The organism is Pseudomonas sp. AB39(2026) (assembly GCF_059831485.1).
In genome coordinates this window covers 661,595-681,927 of sequence record NZ_CP195212.1, presented here as the reverse complement: position 1 = coordinate 681,927, position 20,333 = coordinate 661,595, and the positions used below count along the sequence as shown (strand labels likewise).

General features: G+C 60.2%; 15 protein-coding genes and 1 pseudogene. 8 read left to right on the top strand and 8 right to left on the bottom strand.

All coding sequences use genetic code 11. From position 1 onward, the window contains the following. A pseudogene (locus tag ACSAMW_RS02975) lies at positions 1 to 801 on the top strand (PAS domain-containing protein); the annotation flags it as partial. Beyond that, positions 784 to 1,338 (top strand): methyl-accepting chemotaxis protein, encoded by a 555-nt coding sequence (locus ACSAMW_RS02970; protein WP_500593957.1) that lies wholly within the window; start codon positions 784 to 786, stop codon positions 1,336 to 1,338. The pseudogene ACSAMW_RS02975 and the gene ACSAMW_RS02970, both read left to right, overlap by 18 nt. 19 nt (positions 1,339 to 1,357) lie before the next feature. On the opposite strand, the gene ACSAMW_RS02965 is transcribed toward ACSAMW_RS02970, so the two are convergent. From ACSAMW_RS02965 to ACSAMW_RS02955, 3 genes are all read right to left on the bottom strand, one after another. Beyond that, positions 1,358 to 1,648, bottom strand: a complete 291-nt coding sequence (locus ACSAMW_RS02965) for an AprI/Inh family metalloprotease inhibitor (protein ID WP_500592590.1) — start codon at positions 1,646 to 1,648, stop codon at positions 1,358 to 1,360. Between the two features lie 73 nt (positions 1,649 to 1,721). Then, on the bottom strand, positions 1,722 to 3,134 hold the full coding sequence (locus ACSAMW_RS02960; RefSeq protein WP_500592589.1) for a serralysin family metalloprotease: 1,413 nt from the start codon (positions 3,132 to 3,134) through the stop codon (positions 1,722 to 1,724). 148 nt (positions 3,135 to 3,282) lie between these two features. Then, a complete protein-coding gene (locus ACSAMW_RS02955; RefSeq protein WP_500592588.1) occupies positions 3,283 to 4,719 on the bottom strand; it encodes an aminotransferase-like domain-containing protein in 1,437 nt (478 codons plus the stop codon). 437 nt (positions 4,720 to 5,156) lie between these two features. On the opposite strand from ACSAMW_RS02955, the gene ACSAMW_RS02950 reads away from it, so the two are divergent. The 3 genes from ACSAMW_RS02950 (at position 5,157) to ACSAMW_RS02940 (ending at position 8,520) form a co-directional block, all read left to right on the top strand. Then, positions 5,157 to 5,486: a hypothetical protein gene (locus ACSAMW_RS02950; protein WP_500593956.1), complete on the top strand. Its 330-nt coding sequence runs from the start codon at positions 5,157 to 5,159 to the stop codon at positions 5,484 to 5,486. 190 nt (positions 5,487 to 5,676) lie between these two features. Next, a complete protein-coding gene (locus ACSAMW_RS02945) occupies positions 5,677 to 5,982 on the top strand; it encodes a DUF6482 family protein (protein WP_500592587.1) in 306 nt (101 codons plus the stop codon). A 6-nt stretch (positions 5,983 to 5,988) separates the two neighbouring features. Then, positions 5,989 to 8,520 (top strand): response regulator, encoded by a 2,532-nt coding sequence (locus ACSAMW_RS02940; RefSeq protein ID WP_500592586.1) that lies wholly within the window; start codon positions 5,989 to 5,991, stop codon positions 8,518 to 8,520. 80 nt (positions 8,521 to 8,600) lie between these two features. On the opposite strand, the gene ACSAMW_RS02935 is transcribed toward ACSAMW_RS02940, so the two are convergent. Next, positions 8,601 to 11,162: a M10 family metallopeptidase C-terminal domain-containing protein gene (locus ACSAMW_RS02935; protein WP_500592585.1), complete on the bottom strand. Its 2,562-nt coding sequence runs from the start codon at positions 11,160 to 11,162 to the stop codon at positions 8,601 to 8,603. Between the two features lie 248 nt (positions 11,163 to 11,410). Here ACSAMW_RS02935 and ACSAMW_RS02930 point away from each other — a divergent pair, with 248 nt between their 5' ends. Further along, on the top strand, positions 11,411 to 14,029 hold the full coding sequence (locus ACSAMW_RS02930; RefSeq protein ID WP_500592584.1) for an ATP-binding protein: 2,619 nt from the start codon (positions 11,411 to 11,413) through the stop codon (positions 14,027 to 14,029). A gap of 43 nt (positions 14,030 to 14,072) precedes the next feature. Here the strand turns inward: ACSAMW_RS02930 and araH are convergent, their stop codons facing one another. The 4 genes from araH to ACSAMW_RS02910 form a co-directional block, all read right to left on the bottom strand. Continuing rightward, complete coding sequence (gene araH / locus ACSAMW_RS02925) at positions 14,073 to 15,041, bottom strand: L-arabinose ABC transporter permease AraH (RefSeq protein ID WP_168081329.1); 969 nt, start codon at positions 15,039 to 15,041, stop codon at positions 14,073 to 14,075. Continuing rightward, the gene (araG, locus tag ACSAMW_RS02920; protein ID WP_500592583.1) at positions 15,034 to 16,587 is read right to left on the bottom strand and encodes an L-arabinose ABC transporter ATP-binding protein AraG; all 1,554 of its coding nucleotides are present in this window, start codon (positions 16,585 to 16,587) and stop codon (positions 15,034 to 15,036) included. The genes araH and araG overlap by 8 nt, the downstream gene beginning before the upstream one ends. A gap of 23 nt (positions 16,588 to 16,610) precedes the next feature. After that, entirely contained in the window at positions 16,611 to 17,615 is a 1,005-nt protein-coding gene (locus tag ACSAMW_RS02915) for a substrate-binding domain-containing protein (RefSeq protein WP_500592582.1), read from the bottom strand. 102 nt (positions 17,616 to 17,717) lie between these two features. Continuing rightward, positions 17,718 to 18,629 (bottom strand): SMP-30/gluconolactonase/LRE family protein, encoded by a 912-nt coding sequence (locus ACSAMW_RS02910; protein WP_500592581.1) that lies wholly within the window; start codon positions 18,627 to 18,629, stop codon positions 17,718 to 17,720. 259 nt (positions 18,630 to 18,888) lie between these two features. Here ACSAMW_RS02910 and ACSAMW_RS02905 point away from each other — a divergent pair, with 259 nt between their 5' ends. Both ACSAMW_RS02905 and ACSAMW_RS02900 read left to right on the top strand, forming a co-directional pair. Continuing rightward, entirely contained in the window at positions 18,889 to 20,001 is a 1,113-nt protein-coding gene (locus ACSAMW_RS02905; RefSeq protein ID WP_500593955.1) for an aldose epimerase family protein, read from the top strand. Then, positions 19,998 to 20,273: a DUF3253 domain-containing protein gene (locus ACSAMW_RS02900; protein WP_500592580.1), complete on the top strand. Its 276-nt coding sequence runs from the start codon at positions 19,998 to 20,000 to the stop codon at positions 20,271 to 20,273. Before ACSAMW_RS02905 ends, ACSAMW_RS02900 begins: the two co-directional genes overlap by 4 nt. Positions 20,274 to 20,333: the final 60 nt, after the last annotated feature.

Genomic DNA, 20,333 nt, shown 5'->3' with positions numbered 1-20,333 from the left:
ATGGCAAGCACAGGAGTTCGAGCCATGTTCAATAAACACCTCAAACAGCAGCTGACTGCACAAGCTGCTGAGTTGCATCAGCTACGCCAGCTTCAGGAGAGCATGCGTTCGAGCATGATTGCACTGACCCTGGATGCCAACTTCAACATTACGGCGTTCAATGACCGCTTTCTAAGCGGTCTCGGTTACCGTGCCGAGCAACTGCAAGGCCGACCGATGATGGACATCATCCCCCATTACGTGAAGCAACTGCCCTGCTACCGTCGATTCCAGACAGCCGTTGAAAAACGAGAGCCGGTGTCAGACGACTATCGCTATCTACGTGCCGATGGCTCGCTGGCCTGGTTACGGGTTCAGTGGCAACCTATTTGCAACCTGGACGGCAGTTTGTCCCACATTCAGGGTTTCGCCTACGACGTCAGCAAGGAACTGGAAGTCGCCAAACAAAATGCCGCCTTCATAGACGCCCTGCTACGCTCCACTGCCGTAATCGAATTCAACGTAGATGGCACCGTGGTCAATGCCAACGACCGGTTCCTACAGACCATGGGCTATACCCTGGAGCAATTGCGGGGCAAGCACCACCGTATGTTCTGCATGAGCGAAGAAACCAGTTCGCCCGATTACCAAGCGTTCTGGGCACAGCTGAACAAAGGGCAGTTCATGGCCGGCCGCTTCCGACGCGTGGACAGCCGGGGTAATGAGGTCTGGCTGGAAGCGACCTACAACCCGGTGTACGACACCCAGGACAAACTTTGCAAGATCGTGAAATTCGCCAGCGTAGTGACCGATCAAGTGCGCCGTGAGGCAGAAGTGCGCGAAGCCGCCACCGTGGCCTATGACATTTCCCAGCAAACCGATGCGACCGCTCAGCGTGGTGCGTCTGTGGTGAGCGAGACCGTGGGTACTATGGAGCGCATTTCCAATGACATGCAATCGGCCGCCAACGTCATCGAGGCCATCGGTAAGCAATCGGTCGCCATTACCACAATCGTGCAAACCATTGGCAGTATTGCTGCACAAACCAACCTGTTGGCGCTCAACGCGGCCATTGAAGCAGCGCGTGCAGGCGATCAAGGGCGAGGCTTTGCAGTCGTCGCTGATGAGGTGCGGCAACTGGCAGGCCGGACCAGCACTGCGACCGAGGAAATTGTCACCGTTGTGCAGCAGAACCAAAAACTGGTGGACGATGCCGTGCGCGACATTAGCCTGAGCAGTGAACAGGCCCAGCAAGGCCTGGCACTGGCCAACCAGGCGGGCGCTGTGATTGTGGACATTCAGGAGGGGGCACGGCAGGTTGTGAATGCGGTGGACCGTTTTGCCCGCGAACTAAGTTAAGGCAACGGCTAGCGCACTTCTACGGCGTCTTTTCAAGCCATAGCGGGACACCCTGCCGGGTGTTCCCGCCATAGCGGCCCTTACCCACCGGGGTAAGCAACAACAGGGTTCGTTTAGCCCGGCTGGCAAACGCAACACCGTCGGGCTTGCTGGCCCAAGTCGTTACGGCCTCACCTAGCCATACGGCTTCGCAGCCTGTACCCCTAACCTTGCCGTCGCTTACCAGCGTCAGGGTACAGGGCTGCTGCGGGGTGTGCGCTTCGAACAGTTGCCACGTGCCTGCCAGCGCTGGCACGGGTACAGGTGCCAAGCTGCTAGCTGTGCACGGGGCCGTGGCGCTGATTGCCCAGCAGGCCACGCCCAACGCACAGGCCCTGAGCTTATTACACCACCACATCGGTGACATGAGCCTCGCCCAATATCCGAATGACGAAGTCGGCACCGTGGTCGCCATCGAAGTCCACCGCCAAGCGTGTGCCGTAGCCGGTGTCTTTAAGCACCGCGGCGCCAGCTGTACCGTCTAGCGTCGCGGCGAAGTGAATGGCCTGCCCACCATCTCCTGCCAAGGCAGACAGGTCAATGCGGTCCTCTCCAGTCGTGAAATCCATCAGCCTGTCTGAAGCGCCTTTGACCGAATCCTCCCTCGCCGTATAGACGAACGTATCGGCGCCCGCCCCGCCCCACAGCTTATCGGCGCCTCCGGCTCCGGCGATCAGGTCATTGCCCTCATTGCCTTTGAGTTCATTGGCGGCCTCGTTTCCGATCAGGTAGTCATTACCCGCCCCACCAAAGGCCTTCTCGATTATCACACCCTGAGCGATGGACACGTTGCCCACCAACCCGCCCACGTCCGAGAAGCTGGTGGCTTGCAGGTTGATACGCTGGTCCATGCTGTAGCCAGAGAAATCCAGGGTGTCGATACCGCCGGTATCCCATACTGAGAAAATCAGCGTGTCATGATCGGTAGTGGCCGTGGTTTCGGCACGGTTGCTGTTGGCGTTGAACCCATAAACGGTGCCACCGGACCGGGTTTGCAGGTTGGCGCCGTACAACTGCTGGATAGCGGCAATGTCATCCATCAGTGGCGCGGAGGCGTAGGCGTTGTGGAAGTCTTGATGGGTGTTGAACTCGTCCCAGTAGCTCATCACCGAATAGCCCCGTGAGTCCTGGGCGTAGGGTGCATCATCACCATAGCTAAGTACGCCGTCCCAGGCGTTGTAATCACCTGGGTGGCCCAGCCCTAGGGTATGGCCGATTTCGTGCAGCAGCGTCTGCCCGCCATAGTTGTTGGTCGCAGCAGTGGCATTGTCTTGATAGCTGTCGCTTACCCAATACCAGGACTGCCCTTCCCGGCTTGTACCATTGGGGTAAAAGGCGTAGGCCGCTTCACTGGCAGACGTGGAATAGCTGGCCAGGGAAAGGTGCCCGTCGCCGCCAGTCAGGGCCTGGGTGAACTTCACATTAGCGACATCGGCCCAGGCCTGCAGCGCCAGTTTGGCCTGGGCACGCTGCTGGTCATTGAAGGCGATAAAGTCACCGCGGCTGCTATCGAAATCGGCTGGGCGCACCTCGGTGAAGCTATAGCTCAGCACCACAGCGCCATCGCCGTCTCTGTCACGGAACTGATAGCCGTACCGGTCGATCTGGGCGCCCGCCTGGTCCACCGTATAGGAAGGGTGCCCGTCAGTAGTACCGACCCCTCGGTCGTAAGCATGGCGGAACGTATCCAGCAGGTTATAAGCTTCACTGGGTTGGCGTGCGGGGGTAGCGTTGGATTCAAGCTCAAGGTCAGACATCAAGTTAACCCTACTGTAATGAGAGCGAGCGTGGTGTGGGGCGCATTGCACGGCCTCCCCGTTGGGGTAAGCTGGCACAGCCGCCATGAACTCGCCAGGCCAATCGTAAGCTTTTGTGACATGGGCAACGAAAGAAAAAGGTACGCCCTCACGGCGCCGCCCCCAGCTGTTGGGCGAGCAGTTTGCCTAGGGCTTCCATCGCCGCCTCGCAGCGGCTGTCCCAAGGGTTGCCGTAGTTCAGGCGAATGCAATGGCCAAAGCCCTGGGTGGCTGAGAACATGGGCCCAGGCGCCAGGCTGATGCCTTGGGCGAATGCCTCGTGGAACAGCGTAAGGGCGTTTACCTGGCGAGGGAATTCGAACCACAGGAAATACCCGCCGTTTGGCTGGGTGACGCGGGTTTGCGCGGGGAAATACCGCGCAGCAGCATCCAGCATGGCGCGCTGCTGGTCTTCCAGCGCATGCCGTAGCTTGCGCAGGTGGCGATCGTATCCACCATGCTGAAGGTAGTCCGCAATCGCCGCCTGGGCAGGTACTGACGGGGACAACGTGGTCATCAGCTTTAGCCGGGCAACACTGTCGGCAAAACGCCCTGCTGCTGCCCACCCTACCCGGTAACCCGGCGCGAGGCTTTTTGAGAAAGAACTGCAATGCATCACCCACCCCTCGCGGTCGAAACTCTTCACTGGCCGTGGTGGTGTGGAGCCGAAATACAGCTCGGCATACACATCGTCTTCAATCAGAGGCACCTGCTGGCGGGCCAGCAGGGCGCACAACCGCGCCTTGTCAGCCTCTGCGAGCGTAGCGCCCATGGGGTTCTGGAAATTGCTCATCAGCCAACAGGCCTTTATGGGCAGGTGGTCCAGTGAATGTGCAAGCGCGTCCAGGTCCATGCCGGCGCCAGGCAGTACGGGAATTTCCACAGCACGCAGCTTGAGGCGCTCCAGCACTTGCAGCGAGGCATAAAAGGCCGGGGATTCGATCGCGACCAGATCACCTGGCTGGGTGACAGCTTGCAGGCACAGGTTCAGCGCCTCCATGGCGCCATTGGTAATCACCAGCTCGGAGGCCGCGGGCGTTGCTCCACTGAGCCGATAGCGCTGGAGAATGTGCCTGGCCAGGTCCGGGTTGCCGGCGGTCATGTCTGCAATGATCCCATGGGGCGACAACCGCTGGACTGCGCGGCCCATGGACCGTGCCAGCCGCCCGAGGGGAAACAGGCCAGGGCCTGGGAAGGCAGAACCGAACGGCACCGTTGCAGGGTCACGCAAGGAGCCTAGTACTGAAAATACCAGTTCGCTGACGCCGACATCGGTAGCCGCCGAAGGCAGGCGAGGCTGGGGCGTTTCTGCCAGGCGCGGCCGCCCCTGCGGGCGCACATAATAACCAGAGCGCTCCCGTGCCTGGATCAGGCCACGGTCTTCAAGCAGGTAGTAGGCGCGAAAAACTGTTGCCGGGCTTACTCCATAGCGTTCGCTGGCCTGCCGTACGGAAGGCACCCGTTCATTGACGGCCAGCACCCCTGCACGAATCATGTCGGCGATCTGTTCGGCGAGGTGTTCATAGCGTTTGAGCTTGTGTGCCATCGTGGCCTCCCTAAGGGTGGCTATTATCCCGTAAATAACAGCACCTGCCTATGCAGGTGGCAGCCTTCAGGGTACGGAACAGAGATTGTCGGACAATATGTAGTGCCTATAATTTAGCACTACATAATGGTTGACGGGCTCGACACCCTTGAGCATGATGCAGCCATCTCATAGGCCAAAAACCTGTGCAGTAGCGATTGTTTGCCGGTCACGCTCCCGGCATGTGGTTAGGCAATGGCTCATAAAGCCGTTTGCCGGTGCTAAGCCAATAGCATTGGCCTGGCAAGCCATACACACCCCATAAAGCATGTAGTTGCCTGCGTCTTACTGCGGCAACAGTTTTGCGTGCCAAAAATCACGTTGTAGTGGAAAAACAGAGTCGCTACAGATTTTTTGCTGACGTACGTCCAAACCTCTTGTCGAGAAGGAATTTCATGATGAATTTGAACAACCAGCCGACTGTTGACCAACTGGCTCAACTACTGGCCGCACGCAAGGACCGTAACGACAGCCATATTCTGTGGGTGTGTAAGGCCGGCAACGTGCATGTGGAAGCCCTGGGGCCTGCAGGTGAGGAAGCACAGTTCGAGCAACAAAGGCCGGCCATGTGCGCCAGGCTGCGGACCTACCGGCGCGGGCTGGGCTACGTTGGCAAAAAGGCTGCCGCCGACCTCCAGTTTGTAAGCCAAGTGCTCCAAACGCTTAATCAAGCCTGGCAAACCCGCGCAATGGCCCCTGGCGTTCACATGATCGACCGGTACTGCTAACCCGTCCTCTACAGCCCCCCGGACGCGGGGGCTTTTCAACCTAGGCTACCTGTGGCGGCAGCCGGTACTGGCGGTTCCGTCTCCCTGCCTGCACAATAGCGGCCGATTCCCCTGTGATGGCCACTGAACTCGTAAGCGGTGCCCCTCTCGAATAGACAGTACCTATCTATTGGATATTGGAGAGAACAGCATGAAGGTTGATGAAGTCGCCAGCAACGTGAAAGCAGGCCAGGTGGAAGAACTCAGGCTGGTATCTGTGGAAGGCGGTTCGTATACGCTTCATGCGACCGTGGCAGGCACCTCGGAGCGTGTACTCAATGCCCAAGGTGAAACCCTGCATGTTGCGTCTGTGGATCAAGCACGCAAGTTGTTGGTAGATGTGCCAGACACTGTGCCTCTGTACTTGGTGCAGCCTGCCGTCTACGACGAAATGGTCGGCCTGGACAGTGGCCCTACCGACTCCAGGGAGCAGATCCCTTTACATAGCAGTCATTGAGCATACATGGACGTTCGCGCGGCGCAGGGCACCCGAGACCAGCTTCTTGCAGAAAATGCGACGCTACGCGCGGAGCTATACACCCTTAAGCGCGACGTATTCGATGCCAGCGAAATCGGTTTTTGCATCATCGAAGTGCATTTCGATAGCCAGGGCGTTGCCGATAACTACCGCTTCCTCAGCGTGAACCGTTCATTTGAAAAGCACACTGGCCTTCACAACCCTGAAGGCCAATGGATGCGTGACCTGGTGCCTGACCACGATGCACACTTTTTCGAGGCCTATGGCAAGGTGGCCTTGACGGGGGAGCCAGTTCAGTTTGAAAACGAAGCGCGCGCTTTGGGGCGGCACTTCATGGTTCAAGCCGCGCGCATCGGTGCACCCGAACTCCACCGCGTGTCGGTGCTGTTCAGTGATATTTCCAAACGACGCCTCGCCGAGCAGGCGCTTGAGCAAAGCGAGCGCCATTGGCGCGGGCTGTTCGAGCACTTCGATGAGGCCTTCGCATTGGCTGCAGTGGTCCGGGACGCTGGCGGTCAAGCTGTGGATTGGCATTTCCTGGACGTAAATCCGGCATGCTGCCAATTGCTTGACCGCCCCGCCGAGACGGTACGTTCACGTACACTTCGTGAATTGTTTCCCAACCTGGCACCCGGTTGGATCGCCGACGCGGCGCGTGTGACTGAAACGGGGCAGTCCTGCCCCTTCATCCGCCCGCTCAACGATGTGCGGCGGTGGTATGAAGGCCGCTTGCACCCCCTTCCAGGCGATCGTTTCATGGTGATCTTCCAGGACGTCAGCGAGCTGCGGCGTGCCGCACAGCGTCGGGAAGGGCTGCTCCACCTCAGCGACCGACTCCGCACCATGGACAGCCCGGACGACATTGCAGGCACAGCGGCGGAAATTCTCGGCAATGTGCTGGAGTCGGACCGCGCAGGGTATTCATTGATAGGAGCAGAACCTGGCACAGTGGATGTGCAGCGTGACTGGTCCAGCGATGGTCGCAGTTCTCTGGTGGGTGCTCACAATGTCAGCATACTCGGCACGTATATGGCCGACCTGCTCAAGGGCGAGGTCATCGCCGTCAGCGACGTAGAGACCGATACCCGTATCACGGGGCAAAAGCGGTTTCACCAACTGGGTGTTCGGTCGTTCCTGAACGTGCCACTGATGGAGGGCGAACGGTTGGTGGCAATGATGTTTACGGCCTGCCGCCACCCCAGAGGCTGGGGCCAGGAGGACATCGAGTTCACCCGCGAACTGGGCGAGCGCACACGTACGGCCATCGAGCGCCACCGTGCTGAGCACCAGCTTCAACTACTCAACGCCCGCCTTGAACAGTTGGTAGCCGAACGCACCCATGAGCTGCTCCGCTCTGAAGAGCAGCTACGTCAGTCCCAGAAAATGGAAGCCGTGGGCCAGCTTACCGGAGGTATTGCCCACGACTTCAATAACCTGCTCACAGGCATTTCCGGCAGCCTCGAATTGCTGCAAGGGCGTATCCAGCAGGGGCGCACTCAGGACCTGGATCGCTATATCAACGCCGCCCAGGGCGCCTCTCGAAGGGCTGCCGCCCTCACCCATCGCCTGCTCGCCTTTTCCCGCCGGCAGACCCTGGCGCCCAAGGCCACCCACGTCAACCGCTTGATCCGAGGCATGGAAGAACTCATATCCCGCACCATGGGGCCCTCTGTGTCCATCATTAGCGATTTGAACCCTGATCTGTGGAGTGTGTTGATTGACCCTCATCAACTGGAAAATGCGCTGCTGAACCTGTGCATCAACGCTCGAGACGCCATGCCGGACGGTGGCACATTGACCATCAGCAGCCGCAACCGTGGTATCGACGAACGCGGCGCGCAGACGTTTGACCTGGCGGCGGGTGAATACGTGGCATTGGCAGTCTCCGATACCGGCACCGGCATGGCGCCAGACGTAGCGGCCAAAGCCTTCGAACCGTTCTTTACCACCAAGCCCATTGGCATGGGCACAGGCCTGGGCCTGTCGATGATCTACGGTTTCATCCGCCAGTCCGGTGGCCAGGCACGTATTCACACAGAGCCGGGCAGCGGCTGCATAGTGACCCTTTATCTGCCACGTCATTTAGGTGAAGTACAGGAGGCCGACGTCGCCCCCCAGTCGGCGCTGCCACGGGCGCAAGTGGGTGAAAGCGTCTTGATTGTCGACGATGAACCCACAGTGCGAATCATGGTAAGTGAAGTGCTGGAGGAGTTGGGCTACCACGCCATTGAGGCGGCAGATGGGCGCTCTGGCCTGCAGATTCTCAACTCTGCTGCAAAGATCGACCTGCTGATCACCGATGTAGGGCTGCCAGGGGGCATGAACGGGCGCCAGATGGCCGACGCAGCGCGGGTAAACCGCCCCGACTTGAAAGTGCTGTTCATCACCGGCTATGCAGAGTCCAGCGTGTTTGAAAACGGCCCTGCACACGATGGCATGCACGTGCTGACCAAGCCGTTTTCAGTGGACAGCCTGGCCCGCCGTGTACGCGGGCTGATTGAGCAAACCGCTCGCTAACGGCACGGCCCACAAAAAAAGCCGGCCCAGGGAAGCAGTAATGCCTCCCTGGGCCGGCTTTTTACGCCGCTAGGTACTGCTTAAGCGGTATGCTCAGGGTGCGCAGCGCCTACCAGCTCCACCTGTGCCGAAGGCTCAGGGGCGAACACGAATGCGTCGTTGCTCAAGGTGTGGCTGTAGTCGCCTTGCAGCGTGACCTGGAACTTGTGGCCCTCGCTGTCTGCCTGGTTGCTACGGATGTATGTCCGGTCGGCGTCACTGTTGTAGGTCACCTTAAGTGTGTCGTTGGCGCCATTTCCCAACCCTGTGAAGCCCAGCGCTGAAACGTCGATCAGGTCGCGGCCCGTGGTGAAGTCCGTGATCAGGTCGGCAGCCCCGGCATAGCTGTCACTGACCGCATCGTAGCGGAAGGTATCCGAGCCAGCACCACCCGTGAGCCGGTCACTGCCCGCACCCCCAACCAGCAGGTCATCACCCACGCTGCCTGCCAGCGTGTCATTGCCACCCAAGCCCAACAGTGTGTCATTGCCCCAATCGCCATACAGCGTATCTGCATCCGCAGTGCCCGTGACATCAACGTGGGTCAGTGGCTGGGAAGAATCCGTGCGGTCAGGGTCCGGGTTGGCAAACAGCACATTGGTGGCAGTCAGATCGTACAGGTGGTTGCCTTTAAGCAGGATCTCGAACCGATTGCCGTTGGCATCTGGGTCCAGCGACTTGAGCGCGGTGTAGTCACCTGCCAGGTTCAAGACCACTTTCAAGGTGCCGTCATGGCCGTTGCCAAGGCCCGTGAAGCCCAGTGCGGTGAGGTCGATGCGGTCGTGGGCATTGCTGTTGAAATCCACGATCAGGTCGCGCTGGGCATAACTGCCGCTGGCGTCGTTGCGGTAGCTGTCGGCTTCACTGGTGTACACGAAGGTATCTGCGCCTGTACCGCCGATCAGGGTATCGCCGCCCGTACCACCGTACAGGCGATCGGCACCGCCATCGCCATTGAGCGTGTCACGCCCTGCTCCGCCTACCAAGGTGTCGTCTGCGCTGGTGCCGACCAGTGTGTCGTTATGGGACGTGCCCGTGGTAAGCGAGAAGAAATTGTTCGCTCCCAAGGTATTCACGTGGTTACCACTGAGGGCCAACTGGAAGCGGTTGCCATCGGCAGTCGCATCGAAGCTGGTCAGGTAGGTGGTGTCAGTGCTGGCGTTGTACGTAGCCTTGAGAGTGCCGTTATGGCCATTGCCCAGCCCCGTGAGGCCCAGGGCGGTCAGGTCCAGGCGGTCATTGGCATCGTCGAAGTCGGTCACGCGGTCGCTATAGGAGGTAGTGGCCGTACGGTAGCTGTCACTCACAGCAGTAAAGCGGAACACGTCACTGCCCAAGCCGCCGGTCAGACGGTCCACGCCAGCACCACCGACGATCATGTCATTGCCAGCGCCGCCGTCGATACGGTCATTGCCAGCGCCACCGGTGATCAGTTCATCCGAGCGGCTGCCTACCAGGTTGTCTGCCGAAGCGCTGCCGCGCAGGATCAGCACGTCACTGTTGCTGTACACCTGGCTGTTACTGCCCAGCGCATTGATATCGCCGTTCTGAGTGCCATTGATCACGTTGCCAAACACCACACTGCCGTCCACGGCGGAGCCGTCGGTAGGGATTTCCGCCACGCCCCAGGTAGAGCCAGCGCTGCCCGTGATCAGGTTGTCATACACGAAGTTCTGGCTGCCATTATTGGCACCCTGCGCGCGAATGGCCACTTCAGCCACGTCTGACGTTTGGGCATTGCTGTGTATTACGTTGTCGGACACTTCCACATGGGTGGTGCCCTGAAGGTTCACGCCGGAGCCACCGTTTTCGTGAATGTCCAGGCGGTAAACGCCCCCGAACTCCACGCCGCGCACGCGCACGCCGTCGCCTGCGTTGTCGTGTACATCACCGCCGATGATGCTTGCAAAGCCGGTGTCGGCGCCGTTCTCATTGTGAAGGTAGATACCATCGGCACCGTTGCCCGAGGCATCGTTGTCGGCCAGTGACAAGGCTTCGCTGCCGACAGTGGCGTCAATCCCGTTACGGCCGTTGTCCACGGCGCGGTTGTCCTGGAATGTGAGGGCAGGCAGATTACCACCCAAGGTAAAGCCGTCCTGTGCGTTACCGGTCGCCGTGCTGTTGCGTACGGTCAAGTTCACGGCCGGGTCCGTCAGGTCGAACCCACTGCCACTGAAGCCCTTGGCAGTCACAGTGTCCACCACCAAGTTGCTGACACTGCCAGCGCCGGCCTGTGACCAGCCACTGATCGTCCCGCTGCCCCCCGCCTGGCTGCCGTCCAGCGTGAGGTTGCTGACGCTGGCGTCGCGTACGGTGCTGCCAGCATTCACGCCCAGCAACGAAGCCGTATCGGCGCTGGCACCCTCTGCCAGCTTCAGCACCGTCTGGCCTGCGCCGTCGCCTGTCAGGCTAACGTTGCTCTTCAAAGCCAGTGCGTTACCAGAAGCATCGCTGTCAGACACAAGCCAGGTGCCGGCGGGTACATACACTTTTCCGCCGCCCGCAGCAGCCGCAGCGTCAATGGCTTTCTGGATAGCCATGGTGTCGTTGGTGCTGCCGTCGCCTTTGGCGCCGTAGTCGCGAATATCGAAAACCTGGGTCATGCACTGCTCCTGTCTGAGATCTGGACGCCTACCGTTCGGTCATGCCGGAGTCGCTACAGCGAAACCCTTTGACCTGCATTAGGCTCTATAGTTGGCACAGCATAGGCGACTTCCGACGGAACGGCGTGTAGGGCTGTTGCTCCTATGTCTAATAAGAGCAGTACGAATGTATTAAATGGACATCAGGGCGGTCATGCCAGGGTGGTTCACCGCGTGTTTTTTCCTGCCTTCAAGGGATGTTTGCTTCGATGACCCCACCACCCAGCGTGCAGCCTGGCTCCTCAAGCCCCCCTTTTCTGCGTGGTGGCGGCGAATTGGGCGAGTTGATACGTCGCTATGACTGGACCGCCAGCGGCCTTGGGCGCCCCTGCGACTGGCCGCAGAGCCTCAAGACCGTCACGGCCATGCTGCTAGCGTCACCGGTGCCCATCGTGCTGCTGTGGGGCGAGAAAGGCATCATGATTTACAACGACGCTTACTCCGTGTTCGCAGGGGGGCGGCACCCGCGCCTGCTGGGCTCTGAGGTGCGCAAGGGTTGGCCGGAAGTGGCCGACTTCAATGACAACGTGATGCGTGTAGGGTTGGCCGGCGGCACCCTGGCTTATAAAGACCAGGAACTGACCCTGCACCGCAGCGGGCAGCCCGAACAGGTGTGGATGGACCTGGACTATTCCCCCGTCTGTGACGAAAGCGGCCAGCCTGCCGGCGTGATTGCCATTGTGGTGGAAACGACTCAGCGGGTACTTGCCCGCCGCCACATCCAGCACAGCGAGCAACGGCTACGTGCCTTGGTTAATGCCACGGCCGACCTTACCTACCGCGTATCGCCAGACTGGCGCGAAATGTGGCAACTGGATGGCCAAGGCCTGCTGCAGGACAACACCGAACCCACCACAGCTTGGCTGGAAACCTATGTGGCCCCCCAAGACCTGCCACGGGTACGGGCCGCTATCGACTATTGCATTGCCCACGCCTGCAGCTTCGATATGGAGCATCAGGTTCGCCGGCTGGATGGCAGTCAAGGGTGGGTACACTCACGCGCCGTTCCCCTACGTGACGAGCGTGGCGACGTACTAGAGTGGTTCGGTGCGGCCACTGACATCAGCGCCCGTAAGCAGGCTGAAGACACCTTGCGCAGCAATGAAAGCCGGCTGCAGTTCCTGGATGCGCTGGGCAGGGAAACGGCCCGCACCACTGACGCCGACGCGATCATGGCGATCACCACCCGCCTGTTGGGCGAGCACCTGGGAATCTCAGTGTGTGCCTATGCCGACCTGGATGCAGACGAGGACGGTTTTACCATCCGAGGCGAATGGGCTGCGTCCGGTGCACAAAGCATCGTTGGCCACTATCGCTTGTCCAGTTTTGGCGCATTGGCCGTTAACAACCTGCGTGCGGGGCTGCCCCTTATTCTGGAAGACGCTACCACGCAGTTGAGCGCTGCTGAAGGCGCCATTTACCGTCAGCTGGGCCTGGTCTCTACCCTGTGCATGCCACTGGTGAAAGACCGCAGGCTGACCGCGTTGATGGCGATCAATGACCGCGTGCCGCGGGTGTGGACGTCCCAGTCGTTATCGTTGCTCAGCGAAGTGGCCGAGCGTTCCTGGGCGCACATTGAACGGGCGCGTGCCGAAATAAGCCGCCGTGAAGCCGAGGAGCGCTTCCGTCGTGACCTGGAGGCCCGGGTGGCGGAGCGTACCGAGGCGCTTCGTATCAGTCAGGAGCATACTCGCCGCACGGAACAGGCCCTCCAGCAAGCCCAGAAAATGGAAGCGTTGGGTAACCTGACCGGGGGCATTGCGCACGATTTCAACAACCTGCTCATGGCCGTGCTGGGCAGCCTTGAACTGCTACGCCGGCGCATGCCAGACAACCCGCCCCTGTTGCGGCTACTGGACAACGCCAAGGCCGGTGCCGAGCGAGGGGCCAACCTGATCGCCCGGATGCTGGCTTTCGCTCGGCGTCAGGAGCTGTGTGCCGAACCCGTCGAGTTGGGTGAACTGGTTGCAGGCATGAGTGAGCTGTTGCAGCGCTCCTTGGGCGCCACCATCGAACTGGACCTGGCGGTTGACTGTTCGCCTGCCTGGGTGCATACCGACGCCAACCAGCTGGAGGCCGCCTTGCTTAACCTGGCGGTGAATGCTCGCGATGCCATGGGCGGCCAGGGGCGAATTGTCATCAGTGCCCACCCCACTTACTTGAGTGACAGCCAGGGCGCCCTGAAGGCTGGTGCCTATTGGTGCCTGTGTGTGACAGACAGCGGCGAGGGCATGGACGAACAAACGCTCAAGCGGGCCACAGAACCTTTCTTCACCACAAAGGGCGTGGGCAAAGGCACAGGCCTGGGTTTGAGTATGGTGCTTGGCCTGGCCGAACAGTGCGGCGGCACGCTGCGCATGCGCAGTAAGGCAGGTAAAGGTACTACCGCCGAAATCTGGCTGCCGGAAACAGCCCCACCCTGCGGGGTTGAGGCTGCGCTCGAACCTAGTTCGGCGCCCGAACCTAGCGCGCCGTTGGCGCTACACGTGTTGGCAGTGGATGATGATGAACTGGTGCTGACCAATACTGTGGAGCTGCTGAGAGAGCTGGGCCATTGGGTGCAGCCTGCGCATTCGGCCAGAGAGGCCATGGCGCTGCTTGAAACGCAATCCTTTGACTTGGTAATTACCGACCATGCCATGCCCCATATGACAGGCGCACAGCTGGCCGAACAGCTCAAGGCCCGCTATACCCAGCTTCCGGTGGTGCTGATCTCTGGTTATGCGGACGTGGCCCTCGGCCAAATGCCAGACGTGTTGCGGCTGGCCAAGCCGTTCTCGCAAGTGCAATTGGGGGATGTGATCAGGCGGGCCTTGGAGGCCCGCTGAAGGGAAGCCGACCTGCGCTACTGCAGCCCGGCCCTGAACGGTCCTAGCGCTGCTTCAAGCGGTCGATAATGACTGCCAGCAACAGAATGGTCCCGCGGATCACGTACTGATAGAACGTATCGATGTTCTTCAGGTTCATGGCGTTCTCGATGATCGCCAGAATCAGCACCCCAGCGATCACGTGGCGCATCATGCCGATGCCCCCGGCCAAGGACACGCCGCCGAGCACGCAGGCTGAAATCACGGTCAGCTCGAAACCCTGGCCGATCATGGGCTGGCCAGAAGTCATGCGCGACGCTAGCACTACCCCGGCCAGGGCACCCACTACGCCATGCACTGCAAAGATGATGATCTTGTTACGGTCTACGGCGACACCCGCCAGGCGGGCTGCTTCCTGGTTACCCCCAATGGCCATGGTATTACGGCCATAGGTGGTGTAGTTCAGCAGCCAACCGAAAAACAGGAAGCAAACCAAGGTGATCACGATCGGCACGGGTACGCCATACAACTGGCCGTTGCCAAACACCGAGAAGTCTTCCTGCATTACACCCACGGCTTTGCCATTGGAAAAAATGTAGGCCAGGCCTCGCACGATCTGCATCGTGGCCAGCGTAGTGATCAGCGCATTGATCCGCAGCTTGGCAATCACGATGCCGTTGATCAGGCCCACGATCAGCCCCATGCCCAACGCGGCGCCTACCCCCAGCGCTACGCTATCGGTGTCACGCATCACGATGGCCGCGATCACCCCTGCACAGGCGATCACAGAGCCTACCGACAGGTCGAAATGGCCTGAGGCCAGGCAGAACAGCATGGTGCAGGCGGCAATACCGGTAGTGGAAATGGCCAGCCCCAGGCCGCGCATGTTCAAGGGGGACAGGAAGTTGTCGATAAAGATCGCGGAGCACGCAAAGATCGCGATGGCCGCCAGCAGCATGACCCAGTCGTCCAAGAAGCGACGCATGTTCAAACGGTGTGCGGAGATCAAAGGGGTTTGGGGTACGCTAGCCATGGTTCACCTCTTGTTGTTCTATGGCCCGATGAGCGCCGGGCAGGGCCAGTTGCAGCAGGCTGGATTCGTTCGCCCGAGCGCGGGGCAGTTCGCCAGTGATTACGCCTTCGCACATGGCGATCACCCGGTCGGAGATTCCGATCACTTCCATCAGGTCACTGGACACCACAATCACAGCCACACCGTCGGCCGCCAGGTTGTGGATGATCTGGTAGATCTCTGACTTCGCACCGATATCAATGCCGCGCGTGGGTTCGTCCAGCAGCAGCACTTTCATGGGCAAGGACAGCCAGCGCCCCAGAATGGCTTTCTGTTGGTTGCCGCCTGAGAGGTACAGCATGAACTGGTCGGCCGAAGGGGTTTTTACGTTCAGGGCACGAATCTGCTTGACGGCGTTGTCGCGCTCCCAGCGGCCCCGCAGCAGGCAGCCCAGGCGAGCATGGCGAGGGCGCGCGCCAATGTTGATGTTCTCGCCAACACTGGCCAGCGGCACGATGCCTTCCTTTTTGCGGTCTTCAGGGCACAGCAGGATGCCCGCCTGAATGGCATCCCGTGGCGTAGCCAGCTTCAAGCGCTTGTCATCGAGTTGCACGGTGCCGCTGGTGGCCGGAGTAAGGCCGGACAGCAAGCGCAGCAGCTCGGTGCGCCCGGCACCCACCAGGCCAAAGAAGCCCAGCACTTCCCCACGGCGTACTGTAAAGCTGGCGGGCGCTTTCAAGCCTGGCCCCATCAGTTTATTCACGTCCAGGGCCACGGCCCCGTGGGGGCGCTCCCGGTAGTTGTAGATGTCCTGGATATCCCGGCCCACCATGCAGGTGACCAGCTTGTCGTGGGTCAATACCGCCATGTCCTGGAACGTCTGCACGTAGCGGCCATCCTTGAACACGGTGACCGCATCGCAGATACGGAAGATTTCTTCCATACGATGGGACACGTACAGCACCACCCTGCCCTCGTTCCGTAGCCGCTGGATGATGTCCATCAACCGGTCAATCTCGCGAGCAGACAGGCTGCTGGTGGGCTCGTCGAAAGCAATCACCCGGGCGTCATGGGACAACGCCTTGGCGATTTCCACCAGTTGGCGCTGGCCCAGGGACAGGTCGCCCAAGCGGGTCTGAGGGTGAATCTCGTCACCCAACCCACGAAGCAGCTCCTTGGCACGCGTATGCATGGCCCGGCGGTTCACGATACCCAGGCGTGAGGGGAAATGGCCCAACAACAGGTTTTCTGCGACGGTCATTTCCGGCACCAGGTGCAGTTCCTGGTGGATGACCACAATGCCGCTAGCCAGGCTGTCGGCGGCAGTGCGGAACTTCAGGCTGCGTTCGCCCAGGCACAACTCGCCCTCGGAGGGCGTATACGCTCCCCCGAGGATCTTCAGCAAGGTCGACTTGCCTGCCCCGTTCTCGCCCATCAGGGCATGCACCTGCCCAGGGTATGCCGTGAAGTTGATATCAGCCAGGGCACGCACCCCGGGGAACTGTTTGCCAATACCTCTAAACGACAGGGCTTCGGCTGGGCGCGCATTTGCAAGGGTCGACAACATGGGCACGCTCCTCGTTGCCGTGTTCAATTCCACAGGCCGATTTTCTCAAGCTCTTGCTTGAAGTTGGCGCGAGTGATGAGCGTGACTTCGTCCATGGCAGTGTATTTTGGCGGTTCCTTACCGGTAGTCACCCACTCGTACACCATGGTCGCAGTGCGCTCGCCTTCGATGTGCGGGCTGGGCAGCATGGAACCGAAGAACCCGCTGTCCGGCTTTTTCAGCTCGCCAATGGCATCGGTGCCATTGATGCCAATACCGATCACGTTAGCGGCCTTGAACCCAGCGCTCTCGGTGGCGCGCACGCCGCCTAGTACGGTGTTGTCGTTCATGCCGCCAATGATGAGGTTTTTGGCGGCCGACGGCAGTTTTACCAAGGCGGAGTTGGTCGCGTCCATGCTGCCGGGCACGTCCAGGGTTTTCTGAGGCGCAAAGATGATGTGATCTTCCGGCAGGCCGGCTTTTTTCAGCGCGTCCACCGAACCATCAGTGCGCTTCTTGCCAGTGTCCAGCTCGTTGTAGGTGTTGATGACTGCGTAGGTGTCCTTCCAGTCCCAGCCACGGTGCTTGGCTTCACCGGCCATGGCCTCGCCCTGTTTCTGCCCCACTTCAAAGGCGGCCATGCCCAAGTAAGGGACGTCCTCCATGAAGTTGCCTTTGGCATCCACGAAACGGTCGTCCACCGTCATCAACTTGAGGTCGTTGGCTTTGGCCTTGGCCACGATGGCTGGGCCTAGGGACACATCAGGGGCGCAGATCACAAAGCCCTTGGCGCCGTTGGCGGCCAGGCTGTCGATGGCGGCCAGGGTTTTTTCACCGTCAGGTACGGCAATCTTGAGCAGTGTAAAGCCTTTTTCCTTGGCGGCTTTTTCTGCAAAGGCCCATTCAGTCTGGAACCAGGGTTCCTCAGCCTGCTTGACCAGGAAACCAATCTTGACCGGGTCAGCGGCGAGCGCCTGCCCGGCCCAGCCTAATACAGCGGTGGTTGCTACAGCGCCACAAAAGACGCGAAACCCTTTGATCAGGGGCATGGCTTACTCCTTGTTCTTGTTAGAAAAGCCGAACGGCACCGGCAAGGCCGAGTACCGCGAGTTCAGTCAAGCACACTGCAGCTAGCGCGTTGTAACGAAGTGTCACTTAGCGACCGGCGCTTGGTTATCAGGTAAAGGGTTCATCGTGAATCGGGTACAGGCTGTACCTGCTACGTCCATAACCGCGCTGAATACGGCGCCATCCAAGGGCGTACGGCCCTGAGCCGGCGTTGCAGACGTGACATACAGCGTACGCAATTCAGGCCCGCCGAACACACAACTGGTGGGATGGCTGGCGGGCAACTCCACTCGCCGGTCGATACGGCCCTCCGGGTCAAACCGCAACAGGCAGCCACCGCCCCAGCGCGCGTTCCACAGGTAGCCTTCGCTGTCCAGGGCCGAGCCGTCCGGGGTGCCAGGGCCTTCGGCTGCCCAAGGCTCACGTTCGCCTAGCGCCCCGTCAGGGGTGAGGTGATACCGGTACAGCTGCCCCGCCTTGCTGTCGGCGTGGTAAAGAAAGTGCCCGTCTGCGCTCCATTCCAGCGTATTGGGGATGCCCAGGTGCTCCAGCACTGTAGTGACCCTGCCGCTGCCGTCTACCCGGAACAGGCTACCGCTGTCACGGGTGACCGGGATGTCTTCGGCCGCCGGCCCCAGGTTGTTTTGCATGGTGCCCAACCATAAGCGACCCTCACGGTCACAACGGGCTTCATTCGGGCGGTTACCGTTCACAGGGTCCACTGCGCTGAACAACTGCAGTGCAGGCTGGTCTGTGGAAGAGGCCAGGTCCAGCCGGTGAACGCCGCTAGGCAGTGTCACCAGCGCATCACCGGCAGTGGTGGGGATGAATGCTGACACCGGCGCGTGCAGGGCCCAGCGGCGCAGGCCACTGGCCTCCAGGCGACAGGCCAGCTGGCCGGCGATGTCCACGAAATAGAGCGCCTGGGCAGGTGCGTCCCAGAAGGGGCCTTCGGCCAGTAAAAAACGGTCAGGCGAAACAGGCTGCCATTGCATGGCGCCTCCGGTGTGTAATTGTTGTTATTGTCAGTAGTGCCCACCAGGGCAGGCTGGTCACTTTTCAGCATTAAATAATATTACTATTTGCACTTCAACCCCCTTTAATCTTGCTGAACATTCACTTGCCGTTGAAATTGGTATGACTATATTCAAGGAGGTCGCACCTGCGACCCCTGTCTCATCAATAACAACAATCGTATGGAGATGCCCCATGACACCCCTTCTCGCGCGCACCGGCCAAGCCCTTGGCCTGGCCATGGCCTTTGGGCTGGCGGCCAGTTCCGCACAGGCCGCTGGCCTCACCCGTGAACACGCCAGCTTCGCCACCTTGGAAGACGGTACTTCGGTAGAACGCTTTGTATTGCGCAATGGCCACGGTATGCAGGCCAGCATCCTGACCTACGGGGCGACGCTGCAATCTCTACTGGTGCCGGACAAGGCCGGCAAGCTGGCCGATGTGGTACTCGGCTTTGATGACGTGAAGGGTTACCAGGAACACGGGGACGTGTACTTCGGCGCGACCATCGGCCGCTTCGGCAATCGCTTGGCCAAGGGGCAGTTCAGCCTGGATGGCAAGCAGTATCAGGTGCCAGTGAACGACGGCCCTAATGCGCTGCATGGGGGCCCTAAAGGTTTTGACAAGCACGTCTGGAAGGCACGGGAGACTGATGAGAAAGGCTGGGTAGGTGTCACCTTGAGCTACCACTCCGCTGACGGCGAAATGGGCTTCCCCGGTAACCTGAACGTGGAGGTGGAGTACAGCCTCAATGAGGACAACGTGCTGCGCATTCGCTACAAGGCCACCACGGACCGCAGCACGGTGCTCAACCTCACCAACCATAGCTATTTCAACCTGGCGGGTGCGGGCGAAGGGGATATCCTCAACCAGGTCGCCACGTTGTATGCGGCTAAATACACCCCCATCGACAGCACGTTGATCCCCACCGGTGAGCTGGCACCTGTAGCGGGTACGCCGCTGGACTTCACCAAGCCTGTAGCCTTTGGCAAGCATATCCGCGACGACCATGAGCAGTTGAAGTTCGCCGAACCCAAACAAGGGGGCTTCGACTTCAACTGGGTACTGGACAGCGCTGGCGACCTGGGCAAGCTTGCCGCAGACGTGATGGACCCCGGTTCAGGCCGTCGCCTGCAGCTGTACACCACTGAACCGGGTGTTCAGTTGTATACCGGCAACTTCCTCAAGGGCTTCACCGGCAAAGGCGGTAAAACCTACCCTCATTGGGGGGCTTTCACACTGGAAACCCAGCACTACCCCGATGCGCCCAACCAGCCAAACTTCCCCAGCACCCGCCTGGACCCTAAGCACACCTACACCCAGACCACCCTGTTCAAATTCAGCGCTCAATGAGCACGGCCGGGCTGATCGAAGCGCGCATGCTGGCCATGCTCGCCGCGCGCAGCCCGGCCTCGTCAGTGTGCCCTTCAGAGGTGGCGCGCTCGCTAGCCACCGAAGAAGGCGCCTGGCGGGCCTTGATGGAACCCGTGAGGGCGGTTGCCGTTGCCCTTGCGCATCAGGAGGTGGTCATCATTACCCAAGGGCAGGCCACCTGCCAGCCAGACGGTCCTTTTCATGGCCCTATTCGAGTGCGTAGAGGCCCGGCTTACCCGGCTTCAACCTAAGCGCTTCCTAGCGCATTCCTGTTTGGAATGCCGCTCATGCTAGAGATGAATTTTATTTAT

Coding starts and splice junctions, on each gene's coding strand:
- ACSAMW_RS02960 (WP_500592589.1), bottom strand. CDS start 3,134: ATGTCTGACCTTGAGCTTGAATCCAACGCTACCCCCGCACGCCAACCC.
- ACSAMW_RS02955 (WP_500592588.1), bottom strand. CDS start 4,719: ATGGCACACAAGCTCAAACGCTATGAACACCTCGCCGAACAGATCGCC.
- ACSAMW_RS02950 (WP_500593956.1), top strand. CDS start 5,157: ATGAATTTGAACAACCAGCCGACTGTTGACCAACTGGCTCAACTACTG.
- ACSAMW_RS02945 (WP_500592587.1), top strand. CDS start 5,677: ATGAAGGTTGATGAAGTCGCCAGCAACGTGAAAGCAGGCCAGGTGGAA.
- ACSAMW_RS02940 (WP_500592586.1), top strand. CDS start 5,989: ATGGACGTTCGCGCGGCGCAGGGCACCCGAGACCAGCTTCTTGCAGAA.
- ACSAMW_RS02935 (WP_500592585.1), bottom strand. CDS start 11,162: ATGACCCAGGTTTTCGATATTCGCGACTACGGCGCCAAAGGCGACGGC.
- ACSAMW_RS02930 (WP_500592584.1), top strand. CDS start 11,411: ATGACCCCACCACCCAGCGTGCAGCCTGGCTCCTCAAGCCCCCCTTTT.
- araH (WP_168081329.1), bottom strand. CDS start 15,041: ATGGCTAGCGTACCCCAAACCCCTTTGATCTCCGCACACCGTTTGAAC.
- araG (WP_500592583.1), bottom strand. CDS start 16,587: ATGTTGTCGACCCTTGCAAATGCGCGCCCAGCCGAAGCCCTGTCGTTT.
- ACSAMW_RS02915 (WP_500592582.1), bottom strand. CDS start 17,615: ATGCCCCTGATCAAAGGGTTTCGCGTCTTTTGTGGCGCTGTAGCAACC.
- ACSAMW_RS02910 (WP_500592581.1), bottom strand. CDS start 18,629: ATGCAATGGCAGCCTGTTTCGCCTGACCGTTTTTTACTGGCCGAAGGC.
- ACSAMW_RS02905 (WP_500593955.1), top strand. CDS start 18,889: ATGGCCTTTGGGCTGGCGGCCAGTTCCGCACAGGCCGCTGGCCTCACC.
- ACSAMW_RS02900 (WP_500592580.1), top strand. CDS start 19,998: ATGAGCACGGCCGGGCTGATCGAAGCGCGCATGCTGGCCATGCTCGCC.